Source organism: Nocardia sp. JCM 34519.1, from assembly GCF_020361265.1.
GTDB classification, from domain to species: domain Bacteria; phylum Actinomycetota; class Actinomycetes; order Mycobacteriales; family Mycobacteriaceae; genus Nocardia; species Nocardia arthritidis_A.
Map to the genome: position 1 here is coordinate 169,765 of NZ_JAIRBR010000015.1, position 15,642 is coordinate 185,406.

The 15,642-nt window shown below is 69.1% G+C and carries 17 protein-coding genes; 9 read left to right on the plus strand and 8 right to left on the minus strand.

What is annotated here, in order from left to right; translation table 11 throughout:
- Together LGY53_RS30460 and LGY53_RS30465 are read right to left on the minus strand one after the other, a co-directional pair.
- Positions 1-1,611 (minus strand): serine/threonine-protein kinase, encoded by a 1,611-nt coding sequence (locus tag LGY53_RS30460; protein WP_225730126.1) that lies wholly within the window; start codon positions 1,609-1,611, stop codon positions 1-3.
- A gap of 100 nt (positions 1,612-1,711) precedes the next feature.
- Positions 1,712-2,662, minus strand: coding sequence for an ADP-ribosylglycohydrolase family protein (locus tag LGY53_RS30465; protein WP_225730127.1), 951 nt, complete (start codon positions 2,660-2,662; stop codon positions 1,712-1,714).
- A gap of 169 nt (positions 2,663-2,831) precedes the next feature.
- Between LGY53_RS30465 and LGY53_RS30470 the strand changes: the two genes are divergently transcribed.
- Positions 2,832-3,374, plus strand: a complete 543-nt coding sequence (locus LGY53_RS30470; protein ID WP_225730128.1) for a DUF3558 family protein — start codon at positions 2,832-2,834, stop codon at positions 3,372-3,374.
- Positions 3,375-3,386: 12 nt separating this feature from the next.
- Here LGY53_RS30470 and LGY53_RS30475 read toward each other — a convergent pair whose 3' ends face one another.
- The 6 genes from LGY53_RS30475 to LGY53_RS30500 all read right to left on the minus strand — a co-directional run bounded on the left by LGY53_RS30475 (position 3,387) and on the right by LGY53_RS30500 (position 7,775).
- Positions 3,387-3,836, minus strand: coding sequence for a YbaB/EbfC family nucleoid-associated protein (locus tag LGY53_RS30475; RefSeq protein WP_225730129.1), 450 nt, complete (start codon positions 3,834-3,836; stop codon positions 3,387-3,389).
- 81 nt (positions 3,837-3,917) lie between these two features.
- Entirely contained in the window at positions 3,918-5,639 is a 1,722-nt protein-coding gene (locus LGY53_RS30480) for an urease subunit alpha (protein WP_225730130.1), read from the minus strand.
- The gene (locus LGY53_RS30485; RefSeq protein ID WP_225730131.1) at positions 5,636-5,977 is read right to left on the minus strand and encodes an urease subunit beta; all 342 of its coding nucleotides are present in this window, start codon (positions 5,975-5,977) and stop codon (positions 5,636-5,638) included. The genes LGY53_RS30480 and LGY53_RS30485 overlap by 4 nt, the downstream gene beginning before the upstream one ends.
- A gap of 4 nt (positions 5,978-5,981) precedes the next feature.
- The gene (locus LGY53_RS30490) at positions 5,982-6,284 is read right to left on the minus strand and encodes an urease subunit gamma (RefSeq protein ID WP_167474765.1); all 303 of its coding nucleotides are present in this window, start codon (positions 6,282-6,284) and stop codon (positions 5,982-5,984) included.
- Between the two features lie 77 nt (positions 6,285-6,361).
- Positions 6,362-6,820 carry a PaaI family thioesterase gene (locus tag LGY53_RS30495; RefSeq protein WP_374111253.1) on the minus strand — a complete coding sequence of 153 codons (459 nt, stop codon included), beginning with the start codon at positions 6,818-6,820 and terminating at the stop codon, positions 6,362-6,364.
- A gap of 256 nt (positions 6,821-7,076) precedes the next feature.
- Positions 7,077-7,775 (minus strand): hypothetical protein, encoded by a 699-nt coding sequence (locus LGY53_RS30500; protein ID WP_225730132.1) that lies wholly within the window; start codon positions 7,773-7,775, stop codon positions 7,077-7,079.
- A 107-nt stretch (positions 7,776-7,882) separates the two neighbouring features.
- Here LGY53_RS30500 and LGY53_RS30505 point away from each other — a divergent pair, with 107 nt between their 5' ends.
- From LGY53_RS30505 to LGY53_RS30540, 8 genes are all read left to right on the plus strand, one after another.
- Positions 7,883-8,947 carry an iron ABC transporter permease gene (locus tag LGY53_RS30505; RefSeq protein WP_308103016.1) on the plus strand — a complete coding sequence of 355 codons (1,065 nt, stop codon included), beginning with the start codon at positions 7,883-7,885 and terminating at the stop codon, positions 8,945-8,947.
- 5 nt (positions 8,948-8,952) lie between these two features.
- Positions 8,953-10,032 carry an iron chelate uptake ABC transporter family permease subunit gene (locus LGY53_RS30510; RefSeq protein WP_225730175.1) on the plus strand — a complete coding sequence of 360 codons (1,080 nt, stop codon included), beginning with the start codon at positions 8,953-8,955 and terminating at the stop codon, positions 10,030-10,032.
- Positions 10,029-10,877, plus strand: coding sequence for an ABC transporter ATP-binding protein (locus LGY53_RS30515; protein WP_225730133.1), 849 nt, complete (start codon positions 10,029-10,031; stop codon positions 10,875-10,877). Before LGY53_RS30510 ends, LGY53_RS30515 begins: the two co-directional genes overlap by 4 nt.
- 36 nt (positions 10,878-10,913) lie before the next feature.
- Positions 10,914-11,306, plus strand: a complete 393-nt coding sequence (locus LGY53_RS30520; protein WP_167474761.1) for a BlaI/MecI/CopY family transcriptional regulator — start codon at positions 10,914-10,916, stop codon at positions 11,304-11,306.
- Between the two features lie 41 nt (positions 11,307-11,347).
- Positions 11,348-12,286: a M56 family metallopeptidase gene (locus tag LGY53_RS30525; protein WP_167474760.1), complete on the plus strand. Its 939-nt coding sequence runs from the start codon at positions 11,348-11,350 to the stop codon at positions 12,284-12,286.
- Between the two features lie 223 nt (positions 12,287-12,509).
- A complete protein-coding gene (locus LGY53_RS30530; RefSeq protein WP_225730134.1) occupies positions 12,510-14,126 on the plus strand; it encodes a DEAD/DEAH box helicase in 1,617 nt (538 codons plus the stop codon).
- A gap of 2 nt (positions 14,127-14,128) precedes the next feature.
- On the plus strand, positions 14,129-14,974 hold the full coding sequence (locus tag LGY53_RS30535; protein WP_225730135.1) for a DMT family transporter: 846 nt from the start codon (positions 14,129-14,131) through the stop codon (positions 14,972-14,974).
- Between the two features lie 149 nt (positions 14,975-15,123).
- Positions 15,124-15,591 carry a GNAT family N-acetyltransferase gene (locus tag LGY53_RS30540; protein ID WP_225730136.1) on the plus strand — a complete coding sequence of 156 codons (468 nt, stop codon included), beginning with the start codon at positions 15,124-15,126 and terminating at the stop codon, positions 15,589-15,591.
- Positions 15,592-15,642: the final 51 nt, after the last annotated feature.

Genomic DNA, 15,642 nt, shown 5'->3' on the forward strand with positions numbered 1-15,642 from the left:
TCACTGATCGGTGAACACCAGGTGCACCTTCTTCGCCCACCAGTCGTAGACGGCCGACACGCTGGTATCGCCGATCAGTACGAACCGCCGGGTCGCGTCGAAACCCGTCGCGATATAGAAGTCGCGGTCGATCCGGATGCAGACGGTGTTGCCGCGCACGACGTTGTTGCCGTCGCGCCAGGTGCCGGTGTAGAAACCGCCGTCGGAGCAGGTGCCGTTGCCGCTCTGGTGATTCGCCTGATTGTCCAGCGCGCTCGCCAGCCCGTTCGCATCGGTGAAGGTGGCGATGCGGGCCTGCCGATTCAGGCCGGGGACATCGCAGTCGACGGCGGCCGTCGCGCCGGAGGTGGATTCGAATTTCGGGTCGGCGGCGCAGCTGCTCGTGGTCAGCAGATTCGGCGAAAGCACCTGCACGAGTCCGGCTTCGGCCGGGCTGAGCCGGTTCGGCGGCTGCGTTGTCGTTGTCCGCGGCACCGTCGTCGTGGTGACGGTGGTCGTATTCTTCGCGCGATCGGAGTTGTCCGTGCGCGGCCATGCCACGATGCCGACGGCGGCGGCCACCACGACAACCGCCGCGATAACACCGCCGATCACCCAGCCGGTCTTCGTTTTTCGCGGCGTAACCGTCGGAATCGGGTGCGGCGGAGTCGAATTCGGCTGGAATACATACGGCGGCGGGGTGTGGAAGTACTGCGGGATCGGAATGTTCGGCAGCGATTCGGGCGGTGTGGGCGGCGGGAACGCGGGCGGGCGGATCAGCGTAGGCCCCTCGTGGCTCTCCGGCGCCGTCGCCAACGCGGCCCTGGCCGCCTCGGCCAGCGCGGTGCAGTTCGGGAAGCGCTGGTCCGGATCCTTCGCCATCGAGCGGGCGATCACCTCGTCCAGTGCGGCGGGCGCGTCGGATCGCGTCGCGGTGAGCCGCGGCGGCGGCATATTGAGATGGCTGTACATCACCGCGCTCAGGTTGCCGCTCGGGAACGGCGCGGATCCCGAAAGCAGATGGTAGAGCGTGCATCCCAGCGCGTAGACATCGGCGCGGTGATCCACCGGCGCGCCGCTCAGCAGTTCCGGCGCGGCATAGGCGAATGTCGCGGTGACCGATGTGGTGACGGTGACCGTATTGTCCAGGCCGCGCGCGATGCCGAAATCGGCGATCTGCACGTGATCTTTGCTGTCCTCCTGCCCGACGAGCAGATTGCCCGGTTTCACGTCCCGGTGCAGGACGCCGCGCTGATGTGCGTAATCCAGCCCGGCGGCCGCCTGCGCGACGATATCCACCGCCCGCTCCAGCGGCAGCCGTCCCCGGCCGATGAGTTCGGCGGCATCCGGGCCGTCCACGAAATCCATGGCTATCCACAGGTTTTCGTTTTCGATGCCGCGATCGTGTACGCGCACGATATTGCGGTGGTGCAAACTCGCGGCGATATCGGCCTCGCGTTCGAAACGCGCCCGCGCCTTGGCGTCGCTGCTGAACTGACCGTCCAGCACCTTGACCGCCACATTCATCGGCAGCCGCGGATGCCGCATCAGATACACCCGGCCCATACCGCCGACACCGATCTGGCGAACAACCGTATAACCAGCGAAAATCGCCCCCGGTTCCAGCGCCATGACGGTACCAACCCTCCCCGCCCCCGCGCGGCGGACATGAAAGTCGTTGCGCCAGAATCGTAGCGCCGATCAACCGAACAAGACGCTCGGATATCCCGACTTACACCGAAACGCTATCGGATGGGCCGATAACCGACCGGACGCCCGCGCACATCCCCCACGCCGGCAGCGGCTCCCGTGCCGCCAGCCACGCCTCGGGCACCCCGCGCACATCACCTCGGTCCCCGATTCCGGTATGCGCCGCCACGATTCCACCCGCTATCGCGGCGGTGGTGTCCACATCACCACCCGCCTCGACGCACGCCGTAACGGCGGCCGGATAGTCGGTGAGGAAGGTCGCGGCGACCCACAGCGTGAACGGCACCGTCTCCTGCGCGCTCACCGACGCGCCGTTGCCGAGTTCGTATGCCGCTTCGGCCACCGATCGGCCGAGCAGGGTCCTGGCGCGGCGGATACCGTCCGCGGTCTGCCCCGCGACCAGGTACGGTTCGACCGAGTCCAGCAATTCATCTGGCGTACAACGCATTCCACGACTTGCGGCGGCCCGGCACGCTGCGACCGCTACCGCCATGGCGGCAACGATGGCCTCCGGATGCCGATGCGTCACCTCCGCCGACATGGCGGCCTGCGCCGCCGCCCGGTCCGGATCTGCGGCGAAGTGCGCTCCGAGCGGTGCGACCCGCATCGCGGCCCCGTTACCCCAGGAACCACGCCCGCCGAACGCGGCCGCCGCCGCATCGGCCCACGGACGCCCGTCGCGAATCTCGTGCAGCACAACGACCGTGCCGCCGCCGTAGCCGCGATACGGTTCACAGCGATCCGCGAATGCCGCGGCCAGCGCATCACGATCGACATATCCTCGGCCGCGGATTTCCGCGTATACCGAACAGGCCATCTCGGTGTCGTCGGTCCATTGCCACGGCGCCGCGGGCGGTCGCCCGGCGCGCAGTTCGGGCAGCGAGCGGCCGGGCACGAAGAACTGAGCGCCCAGCGCGTCGCCGACGGACAGACCGTCGAGGCTGTCCCGAGCGGCATCGGAGATCGATGACATACCGGTGCCATCGTGCCAAGAACGACGCGTTCTTCGCAAACCACGCGCGGCCGGTCGACGCCCGAATACCCGTGGCAGGAGGCGGCGGTCACCGCGTCGCCGCTTGGCGGATCGGCCCGGTAGCCTTGGCCGGGTAACGAGTGCTGTGGATCAGGGAAGGGAGAGGCCCGTGACCGCATCGCGTATTCGCGGCGGCGGGCTGGCCGTTGTCGCCGTCGCCGGGCTGATCGCGGGGTGTTCGTCTGGGAATTCGGGCTCGAATGCTGGGCCGTCGGGGGCGACCACCGTCCCGTACGCCGATTGCAACCCGATCACGGTCGCCCAGCTCACGCAGACCCTCAACGCGACGACGCTCACCGCGCACAGTCATCCGCCGGTGTGCGCGTGGGCGGCGGCGCGGGGCACCGAGGATTCGGATGTCACCTTCACCGCCGTGCAGAAGCAGTCCCTGCAGCAGGCGTGGAATCTGGCCGACAAAGACGGCAACCGCCTCGAACACCTCACCATCGAACAGGATGTCCTCGGCACCAAGACCACCGCCGCGGGCTTCTACATCCACAACACGAAGGATCCCGGCGACTGTGCGGTCGTCGCCTCCGACAACGGCACCTCGCTCACCTGGCGGATCCAAAACCATTCGCACACAGCGGCACTCGATCCCTGCGCCACCGCGTACGCCCTCGCCGAACTCACCGTCGACCTATCCCCCTAGCCACGATCGCGCCTACTGCAACCAGGAATCGCGCCGGTAGTACTCGTCCTCGTCCACCGGACCCTTCGGTTTGTCCGAATTTTCTTGCGCCTCTTCCGGATTCGGGAAACGCTCGGCGTATTGGTTGATGATGGCGGCACCCGCGTCGTCGTCGCCGACGGTGTCCTGGACCATCGAGGTGACCTCGCGGCGCAGCGTCGCCTGGGCTTTGCGCAGGCAGGACATCAGTTCCGCGGCGACGGCGGACGGGTCCATGCCGCGGGTTTGTTCGGCGAGGCGGATATCGGTGGGCACACCGGTGTTGTCCACGGTGACGGTGACACGGTTGTCGTCGGAGGTCTCGGTAACCGTCAGCCCGGCCATCCTGCCGTGCAGGCCCTGATAGCGCTGCGCCTTGCGCTGGAGATCCTCGGCCCAGTTCGTCAACTGGTCCGCGGCCTGGCCCGGATCTTCGAACGACACCGCCATCCCCTTTCCGCGCAGGGGGTCTGACCACCCCCGATGTGCAGGACACATTACGGATGGCCGGTACGCCCGGCAAACTCAGAAGAGGAAATACCGCTGCGCCATCGGCAGTTCGGTGGCCGGCTGTTCGGCCCACACCTCGCCGTCGACGCGCACGGTGAAGGTGTCCGGATCCACCTCGATCCGCGGCAGCGCGTCGTTGCGCGGCATATCGGCCTTGGTGAGCGCGCGAACGTTCTTGACCGGCACCAGTTTCCGGCGCACGTTCAACCGTTCGGCGAGTCCGGATTCGATGGCCTGCTCGGACACGAAATGCACCGAGGTCGCGGCGGCGACGAGCGGCGACGCGCCGAACATCGGCCGCGGCAGCACGGGTTGCGGTGTGGGAATCGACGCGTTGGCGTCGCCCATCGCGGCCCAGGCGATCGCGCCGCCCTTCAGCACCGCGTGCGGCCGGACGCCGAAGAACGCGGGCTCCCACAGCACGAGATCGGCCAGCTTACCGACCTCGACCGAGCCGATCTCATGATCGAGTCCGTGCGCGACGGCCGGGCAGATGGTGTATTTCGCGATATAGCGCTGGACTCGGGCGTTATCGGCCGCGCCGTCGCCGGGCAGCGCGCCGCGGCGGCGCTTCATCACGTGCGCGGTCTGCCACGTGCGCATCACCACCTCGCCGATGCGGCCCATTGCCTGCGAATCGCTGCCGATCATGGAGATCGCGCCCAGATCGTGCAGCAGGTCCTCGGCGGCGATGGTCGACGGCCGGATCCGGCTCTCCGCGAAGGCGAGATCCTCCGGGATGGACGCGCTCAGGTGGTGGCACACCATCAGCATGTCGAGATGCTCGTCGAGGGTGTTGACCGTATGCGGCCGGGTGGGGTTGGTCGAGCTGGGCAGCACGTTGGGATGCGATGCGACGGTGATGATGTCGGGTGCGTGCCCGCCGCCCGCGCCCTCGGTGTGATAGGCGTGGATGCCGCGGCCCGCGATGGCGCCGAGGGTGTCCTCGACGAATCCGGCCTCGTTCAAGGTGTCCGAGTGCAGCGCGACCTGCACGCCGGTGCGGTCGGCGACGGTGAGGCAGGCGTCGATCGCCGCCGGTGTCGAGCCCCAGTCCTCGTGCAGTTTGAAACCCGCCGCGCCGCCGCGCAATTGCTCGATCATCGCCTCGACGCTGACCGTATTTCCCTTGCCCAGCAACACGATATTGAGCGGCCAGCCGTCGGTGGCCTCCAACATCCTTGCCAGATGCCATGTTCCGGGCGTCACGGTGGTCGCCTTGCTGCCCTCGGCCGGGCCGGTGCCGCCGCCGATGAGCGTGGTGATACCACCGCCGAGCGCCTCGTCCATCAGCTGCGGACAGATGAAGTGCACGTGACAGTCGATGGCGCCCGCGGTGAGTATGCGCCCGTTACCCGCGATGATCTCGGTGGACGGGCCGACCACCAGATCCGGATGCACCCCGTTCATGGTGTCGGGATTGCCCGCCTTGCCGATGGCGCTGATGCGTCCGTCCCGAATTCCGACGTCCGCCTTGATGATTCCCCAATGGTCGACGATCACCACACCGGTGATCACGGTGTCGGGTGTGCCGTCGGCCCGGGTGGCGCGGGCCTGGCCCATCGATTCGCGCAGCACCTTGCCGCCACCGAACACCGCCTCGTCACCGGCGAGTCCCGGTCCGCCGCAGCGGTCCTCGGTGATCTCGATCAGCAGATCGGTGTCCGCCAAGCGAATTCGGTCGCCGGTGGTCGGCCCGAACAGTTCGGCGTAGCGCGCCCGGCTCAGCTCGGTCATCGCGTTCCTTCCACGAATGTTCCGGGTTGCGCATCCAGCCGCCCCGGCGGGCGCAGACTTATTCCGTGGACCTCGCGCGCGCCGCCCAGCGGCACCAGCGAAACCCGCTGTCCGAGACCGGGTTCGAAACGCACGGCGGTGCCCGCCGGAATGTCGAGCCGCCGCCCGTGCGCGGCCGCGCGGTCGAACCGCAGCGCCGCGTTCGCCTGCGGGAAATGCACGTGACTGCCCACCTGAACGGGACGGTCACCGGTGTTCACCACGTCCAGCTCGATGCGGTCCGCGCCCGCGTTCAGTTCGATCGTGCCTTCGGCACAGAGGTATTCGCCGGGGATCATGCGCTCAGCCGATCGGATGGTGCACGGTGACCAACTTCGTCCCGTCCGGGAACGTGGCCTCGACCTGGACATCGTGGATCATCTCCGGAACACCCTCCATCACGTCCTCCCGGGTGAGAACCGTTCTGCCGGAAGACATCAACTCCGCGACCGAACGCCCGTCCCTGGCGCCCTCCAGCACGTGATCGGTGATCAGCGCGACGGCCTCCGGATGGTTCAGCCGGAGCCCGCGGGCCTGCCTGCGCCTGGCCAGCTCGGCCGCGTAACTCAACAGCAGCCGCTCCTGCTCGTGCGGCGACAGTCGCATCGGGGCTCCTCACCGGGTCGATATGGGGTGACGGACATTCTGGCACGACCGTCCGGCAAACGCCGGACGAGGCGGTCTCAGTCCCGGTGCGGTAGGTTCTGCAGCCGGACCTGTCCGCGCGCGATGGTGCGGCCGTCGTCATCGGTGAGCACAACCTGCCACAGCTGCTGCAGCCCGCCGCGATGCAGCGGCGTCGCCTCGCCGTACACCTTGCCCGCGCGGACCGCGCGCAGGAAATCGGTGTTGTTGTTGACGCCGACGACGGTGCCGACGTAGCCGTTCGCGTTGTACCAGATGCCCGCGCCGACGCTGGCGAGCGATTCGACGATCGTGCAGTAGACGCCGCCGTTGACGATCCCGGCCAGCTGCAACAGTTTCGGGCCGACGATCAACTCGCCGCGCACCACGTCCGGGCTGAGTTCGGTGAATTTCAGCCCGATTTCGTCGGTGAACGTACCCGCGCTGAGCTGGTTCATCGCATCCGGCGTCACCTCGGCCAGCGAGGCGAACGGCCGATCGGCGAATTGTTGTGTCATGCGATCAGCGTGACAGAGGGCCGGACCGTCCCCGCCCGCGGCCCGGCGTCATCCGGGCGCGACACCGCCGGAGCCGATCCGGCCGCGGCACGAAACTCCAAGGGACTACTGCATCATTCGCCTGGGAACAGAGCGACGGGCTCCGCGCGGTGGGAGTACGCGGAGCCCGTCGCGGCACTGGATCGGGGGTCACCGCAGCCCTCGGGACTCGCCTGCGATCCTTACGCCGCGATCAGTATAGGTTAGGCGAACCTAACTACGCAACCCTGCGGGCGGCGAGTCCGCGTTCTTCCAGCGCGGCGAGCAGACCCTGCCCGCGACGCGCACCGGCCGCGGCATCGGTGCGCGCCAGCTCCGGCACGTAAGTGGCCGCGCCGACAATGGATTCGCCGACCAACGCCCAGAACCGGCGCGCGCTCAAACCGGCGCAGCGCTCGAGGCCGGCCTGCACCAGCGTCAGCGAGGATTCGCAGCGCTGCGCCAGCCAGACGTACATCGCCCGCTCGCACGGCAGCACGAGCGCGCCGGGCTCGCCCGCCAGCCGATCCCCCGGCAGGACGCGAATCGTGGTGTCCGCCAAGCCCGCCCAGTCGATGCCGCCGTCGTTGTCGGTGTGCACCCACAGGTTCTCCAGGCCCGGATCCCACGCCTGCCCCTCGGCCACCAGCAGGGCCGCGACCCGGCCCACCACCGCGTGGATGAGCGCCGTCGCCACCACCTCGGCGGCGACGGCCGGGCTGGTCATCTCCGCGGCGTGGCGGCGGTACATCAGCTCGATCCGCCCCTCGCGCACGCCGTCCGACAGCCGCCACCAACGACGTTTGCCCTGATCGGCCATGGCGGCAACGGCGTACACCCGCGGATGTTCCGGTTGCAGCGCGCGCAGCCGGGCACCCGTCCGGCCGAACACCTCCCGCGCGCGGCGAGTTGCGCATGGCGTCATGAGCTCGGGCATCGGACCTCCTCGTCGGACAGTTGCGGTAGGAACATAGGTTAGGCTTACCAGACCTAGCAAGAGTTCATGCCCATGCAGAGCGCCACACCAAGGAGTAATTCGTCGCCGTGACCGCATCAGGCACAAGATCACGCAACGAAACTCCGGCCACGGGATCGGCACGGGCCACCATCGCGCTCGCGGCGCTGGTCGCGATGGCGGCGATCGGCAGCATCGCGATCGGCGCCAAGAACCTCTCCCCCGCGACCGTTTACGACGCGCTGCACCAGGCGCTCACCTGTCCCGGCGGACCGTTCCGCTGCCCCGCGCCCTCGGCCGCCGCCGAGATCGTGCGCGGACTTCGCCTGCCGCGCACCGCACTCGCCGCGGCCACCGGATCGGCGCTCGGCATCGCCGGAGCGCTGGTCCAGGGGTACACGCGCAATCCGCTCGCCGATGCCGGTCTGCTCGGAATCACTTCCGGCGCGGCCTTTTTCGCGGCATTGAGCACCTATCTGTTCGCCTTCACCGCACCGGCGCAGTATGTGTGGTTCGCCTTCGCCGGCGCGGCCGTCGCGGGACTGGTGGTGTTCGGGGTGTCGGCGCTCGGCGCGGGCAAGGCGAATCCGCTCGCGCTGGTACTCGCGGGCGCCGCGGTGACGGCATTCCTCCAGGCGATGACGAATGCCGTTGTGCTGCTGGACAATACCGCGCTCGACAGCTATCGGTTCTGGGTGGTCGGCGCGGTCGGCGGGCGCGGCGCGGACGTGTTCTGGCAGGTGCTGCCGTTTCTGGCGATCGGCATCGCGTTGGCGGTCGCGGCCGCGCCGAGCCTCAATCTGCTCGGCCTCGGTGATGATGTGGCCCGCGGACTCGGCGTCGATGTCGGGCGCAGCCGCGCACTCGGCTTGACGGCGGTCGTCCTGCTCTGCGGCGCGTCGACCGCCGCCATCGGCCCGATCGCCTTCCTGGGATTGGTTGCGCCGCATATCGCCAGGACGATCACCGGACCCGACTACCGCAGGCTCATTCCGTATTCCGGTCTGCTCGGCGCGCTTTCGCTGCTCGTCGCCGATACCGTCGGCCGAATCGTCGCCCGCCCAGGCGAACTCCAGGTCGGCGTCGTGCTCGCCGCATTGGGCGCGCCCTGCTTCATCCTGCTCGTCCGCCGCAGACGGCTGGTGAACCTGTGACCGATATGAAAGCCGGTCCGATATCCCGAGCCGCCGTTAGACTACCCGGCGCACTGCGCGTCGGCCCGCTGTCGTTCGTGCTGCGACCACGGCAGGTCGCGATCGTAATCGCCATGGCCGCAGCGCTTTTCGCATTGTTCTGCCTGGATATCACGACCGGGCGGACGCATATTCCGGTCGGTCAAGTGCTCGATGTCCTCAGCGGCGGCGGCACCCGGGCACAGCGGTTCATCATCATGGATTCCCGCATGCCGCGGGCACTTACGGCACTCGTGGTCGGCGCGGCGCTCGGACTGGCCGGGGCCATCACGCAGTCGATTCTGCACAACCCGCTCGCGAGCCCGGACGTGCTCGGCATCACCTCGGGTGCGAGCCTCGGCGCCGTCGCATTCGGTAGCGCCGCAACGGATTCGATGCTGGGGATGCCGCTGGCCGCGCTCGCGGGCGGACTGCTCACCGCGGTCGCGATCTATCTGCTCGCGTTCGGCCGCGGCGCATCCGGCGAGCGCGGGGTCGCCGGGCTGAAGCTGGTGCTCATCGGCATCGGCGTGAACGCATTTCTCGTCGCCGGGATCAACTGGCTGCTGACGCGGGCGAGTATCGACGATGCGGCGCGAGTTCAGTTGTGGCTCAATGGATCACTGAATTCCGCCGATACCTCGCGGCTGGTCCCGGCCGCGGTCGCGTTCGGCGTCGTCGCACTGGTCGCGCTCGGCTCGGCGCGCACGCTCGCGGCGCTGCGGCTCGGCGCGGATACCACCCGCGGGCTCGGTGTCCGCATACAGACGCAACAGGCGGTGCTCATCGGCGCCGCGGTCATCGCCGCCGCGGTGGCGACGGCGGCGGTGGGCCCCGTCGGATTCGTCGCGCTCGCCGCGCCGCAGGTGGCCCGGCGGCTGCTGCGCACGCCGGGCGAACCCCTCGTCGGATCCGCGCTCACCGGAGCCCTGCTGGTACTGGGCGCCGACGCGCTGTCCCGAACGCTCCCGGTCGAACTGCCGGTCGGCGTGGTGACCGCCGCGTTCGGCGGCCCGTTCCTGCTCTATCTGCTCGTCCGAACGAACCGGAAGGCGACACTCCGATGACCGATCACCGGCTCACCGCCGAGGCCGTCACCCTCGGCTATGGCGATCGGGTCATCGCCGACGGCCTCTCGCTCGATATCACGCCCGGGGTGATCACCACCGTCATCGGACCGAACGGCTGTGGGAAATCCACCCTGCTGCGCGCGCTCGGCCGCCTGCTGCGACCGAGCCAGGGCCGGATCGTGTTGGACGGCAAGGCCATTTCATCGATGAAGACCAGGGATGTGGCCAGGGTGATCGGTCTGCTGCCGCAGTCACCGATCGCACCGGAGGGGCTCACCGTGGCCGATCTGGTCGCGCGCGGCCGTCATCCGCATCAGTCCTGGCTGCGGCAGTGGTCGGCCACCGACGCGGATTCCGTGCTGGCCGCGCTCGAACAGACCGGCATCGCCGACCTCGCCGACCGCACCCTGGACGAGCTGTCCGGCGGCCAGCGCCAACGCGCCTGGATTTCCATGGCTTTGGCGCAGGGCACCGACATCCTGCTGCTCGACGAGCCGACCACCTACCTGGATCTGGCGCATTCGGTGGAGGTTCTCGATCTGGTGGACCGGTTGCACGACAATTACGGGCGCACCGTGGTCATGGTGCTGCACGATCTGAACCTGGCCATCCGCTACAGCGACCGGTTGATCGTGATGTCTCATGGTCGCGTCGTCGCGCAGGGCGCACCCGCCGATATCATCGACGCCGACCTGCTGCGCGCGGTATTCGGGCTGGACGCCTCGGTGATCGACGACCCGGTATCCGGCCGCCCGATGGTGATTCCGATCGGCGCCAGGCATGTACTTTCTTCCGCCGTGACCAATACCACACAGCAACCGGTCAGTTACGACAGGGTGTAGTACGCAATCGCGTCGTTGAGTCCGTAAACTTGTGGGATGGCAGGACTTGGTGAACTCGAGAAAGCGGTCATGGACCAGTTGTGGTCGAGTGACGAACCACAAACCGTCCGGCAGGTGCACGAGGCCTTGGCCGCCCGCCGCGAGCTCGCGTACACCACGGTGATGACGGTGCTGCAGCGTCTGGCGAAGAAGAATCTGGTGGTACAGCGGCGCGACGACCGCGCCCACCGCTACGCCCCGGTACACACCCGCGACGAACTGGTCGCCAGCTTGATGGTGGACGCGCTGCAACAGGCGGAGGAGGCGGGCAGCCGCGCCGCCGCGCTGGTGCACTTCGTCGAACAGGTCGGTAAGGATGAGGCTGCCGCGTTGCGGGAGGCACTCGCTAAGCTCGAAGCCACCGAGGACGAGGCGAAGCCGCCGCAGTAGACTCCTCGGACCCAGGCCCCACAACGCAGTGAGCTGAGTCGATGAACGCAACCGCGCCGGTATTCGCCGGTCTCGCTTTGCTTCTCGCGGGGCCTGCCCCAGCTCTGCTGGCCCGGGCGACCTGGCCGTACCGGACGCCCCGGGCAGCACTTGTACTGTGGCAGGCCATCGCGCTGGCCGCCGTGCTCAGCGCCTTCGGTTCCGGACTCGCCATCGCGGCCCAGCTGCTGGTGCCCGGACCCGACGGACGGCCGACCACCTCACCCACCCGGGAGATCGACGTGCTCGGGCTGCCGCTCTGGCTGGCCTACGTCCTGGTCTTCGCGCTCACCCTGCTGGTCGGCGCGCGGCTGATCTGGTCGGTGGTGCGGGTCGGCGTGCACACCCGCAGGCGGCGCGCCAAACACCGGATGCTCGTCGACCTGCTCGATCAGGGCGGTCCCGCGCGCCGCGCCGCCGATATCCGGGTGCTGGCCGCGCCCGAGCCCATCGCCTACTGCCTACCCGGGCTGCGCAGGCGGGTCGTGGTGAGCGCGGGCACCCTGGACAACCTCGACGAAAAGGAGCTCGCCGCGATCATCAGCCACGAGCGCTCCCATCTGCGCGCCCGCCACGACCTGGTGCTCGAGGCGTTCACCGCCGCGCACGAGGCATTTCCCCGCTGGGTGCGCAGTAAGTCGGCGCTGGATTCGGTGAAGTTGCTCATCGAACTGCTCGCCGACGATTCCGCGGTGAAGGTCACCGGTCCGCGTCCGCTGGCTCGCGCCTTGGTCGCCTGTTCCAAGTCGATCGCACCGCAGGGCGCGCTGGCCGTCGGCGGGCCGAGCACGCTCATCCGGATCCAGCGGCTGTCCGGCCCATTGGGCGGGGTGCGCCTCTCCATCGCCGCCTATCTCGCCTCCGCCGCCATTCTGGTGGTGCCGACGCTGGCCGTCGCGATCCCCTGGCTCGAGGAGCTCGGCCGCCTGTTCCGGACCTGAATCCGGAAACTTCCCCACGAACTTCCCCACTCGCCGGATTCGTCCCAGGACCAGGGTGAGCGGTACGCTGAGTGATCGAATCCGGTCGGCCCGTTCATGCCCGATCGCCGATTCCACCCCTACTCACCCCGGTTTTGCATCCCCTGCCGGGCCGAACCGCTCGGCTGAACCTAACGAGTTCCGGTATTTCGCCGCGCCGAGGCAACGAAAGGCACCACCCCCTGTGACTTCGACGCCCGTTCCGACCTTCGCCGAGCTCGGCCTGCCCGCCGTGCTCGTCCAGGCATTGCGCCGCGACGGCATCGAAACCCCGTTCCCGATCCAGGCGGCCACCATCGCCGACGCGCTCGCGGGCAAGGATGTGCTCGGCCGCGGCCCGACCGGATCGGGTAAAACCCTCGCCTTCGGCCTGCCGATGCTCGCCCGGCTCACCGGTTCGGCCGCGAAGCCGCTGCGCCCGCGCGGTCTGGTGCTCGCGCCGACGCGCGAGCTGGTGCTGCAGATCGAACGCGCGCTCGACGAGCCCGCGCTCGCGCTCGGCCTGCGGGTGGCCGCCGTGGTCGGCGGCGCGCCGATCAAGCGGCAGGCCGATCGGCTCAACCGCGGCGTCGACCTGCTCATCGCCACCCCGGGCCGCCTCGCCGACCTGCTCACCCAGGGCGCGGCGGACCTGTCCGAGGTGCGGATCACGGCGCTCGACGAGGCCGACCACATGGCCGATATGGGATTCCTCCCGCAGGTGACCAAGCTGCTCGACCGCACGCCGAAAGACGGTCAGCGCCTGCTGTTCTCGGCCACCCTCGACGGCGAGGTGGACAAGCTGGTCAAGCGGTACCTGCGCGATCCGGTGACCCATTCGACCGCGCCCGCGGCGGCATCGGTCACCACCATGTCGCATCACCTGCTGTACCTGCACAAGGCCGATAAGCGGGCGGTGACCGCGGAGATCGCCGCGCGCGACGGGCTCACCATCATGTTCGTCCGCACCAAGTACGGCGCCGACCGGCTCGCCAAACAGCTTCGGGCCGCGGGGATTTCCGCCGGCGCGCTGCACGGCGGCAAGGCACAGAACAATCGCACCCGGACCCTGGCCGCGTTCGCGGAGGGTGTCACGCCGGTGCTGGTCACCACCGATGTGGCCGCCCGCGGCATCCATGTCGACGGGATTTCCCTGGTGGTGCACGTCGATCCGCCCGCCGAGCCCAAGGCCTACCTGCATCGCGCGGGGCGCACCGCACGGGCGGGCGAGGAAGGTGTCGTCGTCACGCTCGTCACCGACGAGGAACGCGGCGACGTCGAGAAGATGACCCGCAAGGCCGGTGTCGATATCGAGGGCATCGCGGTGCGGCCGGGTGACCGCAAGCTCGTCGAGATCACCGGTGCGCGGCGGCCGAGCGGGATCGCGGTGGCCGCGGCCGCCGCGCCCGCCGAGCCCACCCACACCGTCGGCGCACCCAAGAAATCCCGCAGACGTGTGAGCGAGCGGACAGCGGGTACCGCTGTCGTGCGTGATCCGGCGGCGCGTGGCACGGCGCGCGCCGGCCGGACCGCGCGGGAGACGACGCCGTCGGGACCCACGCGCGCAACGGGCGGCGCTCGGTCCGCCGCGGGCGGCCCCCGCGGCGCGGGCGAGACCAATCGGTCCGGTACCGCGGCCCGGACCACCGACGCACCGAAAACCGGTCGCGCCGTTGGTGGTTCGGCCGGGCGCGGCGGCGCCGCAGGCAAGGCGGCCCGCTCGGGCGGCTTCGGCGCGAACCACGCGACCAGGGGCGACACGCCCGGGCGGGGACGGCGACGCGCCGGGGCGCCCGCACACCGCAACCGAGGGGCAAACTAATTGTGACCGCAAATCCGCCTGCGGCGATCGGCTGTGCGTTGATCGCCGCGCTGCTATTCGCCCTCGCGGCCGTCGCACAGCAGACCGCGGCGGCGGCGGTGCCCGAGGACAAACCGCTCGTCGGCGCGCTGCTGCGCAACCCGCGCTGGTGGGCCGGGATCATCGGCGATATCGGCGGCTACGGCATGCAGGTGGTCGCGTTGGCGCTGGGTGCGGTGCTGTTGGTGCAGCCGATCCTGGTGAGCGCGCTGGTTTTCGCGCTGCCGCTGGCCGCGCGGCTCAACGGCAGGCGCATCACCGCACGCACCTGGGCGACGGCGGTCGCGCTCGCGGCCGCGCTCGCCTGCTTCCTGATCATCGGCGACCCCAGCGAGGGCAAAACCACCGCGCCGCTGAGTGCCTGGATGTTGCCGCTCGGCATTCTGGTCGGACTGGTCACCGCCGCAGCCGTTTTCGGGTTGTCCGGCGGTGACCCGAACCGGCGGGCGCTGCTGCTCGGCGCGGCGAGCGGGTCGCTGTACGGGCTGGCCGCCGCGCTCACCGAATACGTTGCCGGACTGTTCGAACACGGCGTGATCCACGTGCTCGGCAGCTGGCAGACCTGGGCGCTGATCGTCGCGGGCATCACCGGATTCTTCTTGCAGCAGAAGGGTTTCCAGGCCGGTCCGCTCGCCGCCTCACTGCCCGCGGTCACCATCGCCGAACCGCTCGCCGCCGCCTATATCGGCATCACCGTGCTCGACGAGCGTTTCCAGACAAACAGCCTCGGCCTCGTCGGCACCGCCGTCGCCGTAATCGTCATGTGCGCCGCCACAATCCGGCTCTCCCGAGCCCAAGCCGCCGCCTGATCGCTGTTCTGCCACCACAATCCGGCTCGCCGATCCCAAGCCGCCGCCCGGTTCCGAAAGCGGCTGGTACACGTCGTAATTCGCACCACGATGCCGATCCGGCGGGTCACCGTCGCCGGTTCACCGGTGCGGCACGGCAGAATTCGAGCATGAACATGATCGAAGTCCGGCCCGCCGCCGATGCCGAACTCCCGGCCGTCGCCGATCTGCGGTGGCGGTGGGCCGCCGAGAATCAGGGTCGGCCCACCACCACCTATGACGAGTTCATCCGGTGGTTCGTCGAGTGGGCGCAGCGGAACAGCGCGGCACACCGCTGTCTGGTCGCGGTGCGCGACGGCACCGTCCTCGGCATGGCCTGGTTGGCGACCACTCCCCGGGTACCGAGCCCGCTCGCACTGGTGCGCGCCAGCGGTGACGTGCAATGCGTATACGTGTGCCCCGAATATCGCAACAGCGGGATCGGCGGCCAACTCGTCGACGGAATTCTCGCCCTCGCCGAGAGCCTCGGCCTGAAACGGGTCACGGTCCACTCGAGCGAACGGGCGGTCCGCGCCTACACCCGCAGTGGGTTCACCGCCTCCCCGCAATTGCTACAGGTCGACCCGCGAAACCATTGAATTACCCGGGTCTTTCGCGCCGCCGCGCCTTCCGACGGGCACCAGCCCAGT

Bases quoted from the DNA above. Each gene is read 5' to 3' on its own strand.
- LGY53_RS30460 (WP_225730126.1), bottom strand. From the start codon at position 1,611: ATGGCGCTGGAACCGGGGGCGATTTTCGCTGGTTATACGGTTGTTCGC.
- LGY53_RS30465 (WP_225730127.1), bottom strand. From the start codon at position 2,662: ATGTCATCGATCTCCGATGCCGCTCGGGACAGCCTCGACGGTCTGTCC.
- LGY53_RS30480 (WP_225730130.1), bottom strand. From the start codon at position 5,639: ATGACCGAGCTGAGCCGGGCGCGCTACGCCGAACTGTTCGGGCCGACC.
- LGY53_RS30485 (WP_225730131.1), bottom strand. From the start codon at position 5,977: ATGATCCCCGGCGAATACCTCTGTGCCGAAGGCACGATCGAACTGAAC.
- LGY53_RS30490 (WP_167474765.1), bottom strand. From the start codon at position 6,284: ATGCGACTGTCGCCGCACGAGCAGGAGCGGCTGCTGTTGAGTTACGCG.
- LGY53_RS30495 (WP_374111253.1), bottom strand. From the start codon at position 6,820: ATGACACAACAATTCGCCGATCGGCCGTTCGCCTCGCTGGCCGAGGTG.
- LGY53_RS30500 (WP_225730132.1), bottom strand. From the start codon at position 7,775: ATGCCCGAGCTCATGACGCCATGCGCAACTCGCCGCGCGCGGGAGGTG.
- LGY53_RS30510 (WP_225730175.1), top strand. From the start codon at position 8,953: ATGAAAGCCGGTCCGATATCCCGAGCCGCCGTTAGACTACCCGGCGCA.
- LGY53_RS30515 (WP_225730133.1), top strand. From the start codon at position 10,029: ATGACCGATCACCGGCTCACCGCCGAGGCCGTCACCCTCGGCTATGGC.
- LGY53_RS30520 (WP_167474761.1), top strand. From the start codon at position 10,914: ATGGCAGGACTTGGTGAACTCGAGAAAGCGGTCATGGACCAGTTGTGG.
- LGY53_RS30525 (WP_167474760.1), top strand. From the start codon at position 11,348: ATGAACGCAACCGCGCCGGTATTCGCCGGTCTCGCTTTGCTTCTCGCG.
- LGY53_RS30540 (WP_225730136.1), top strand. From the start codon at position 15,124: ATGAACATGATCGAAGTCCGGCCCGCCGCCGATGCCGAACTCCCGGCC.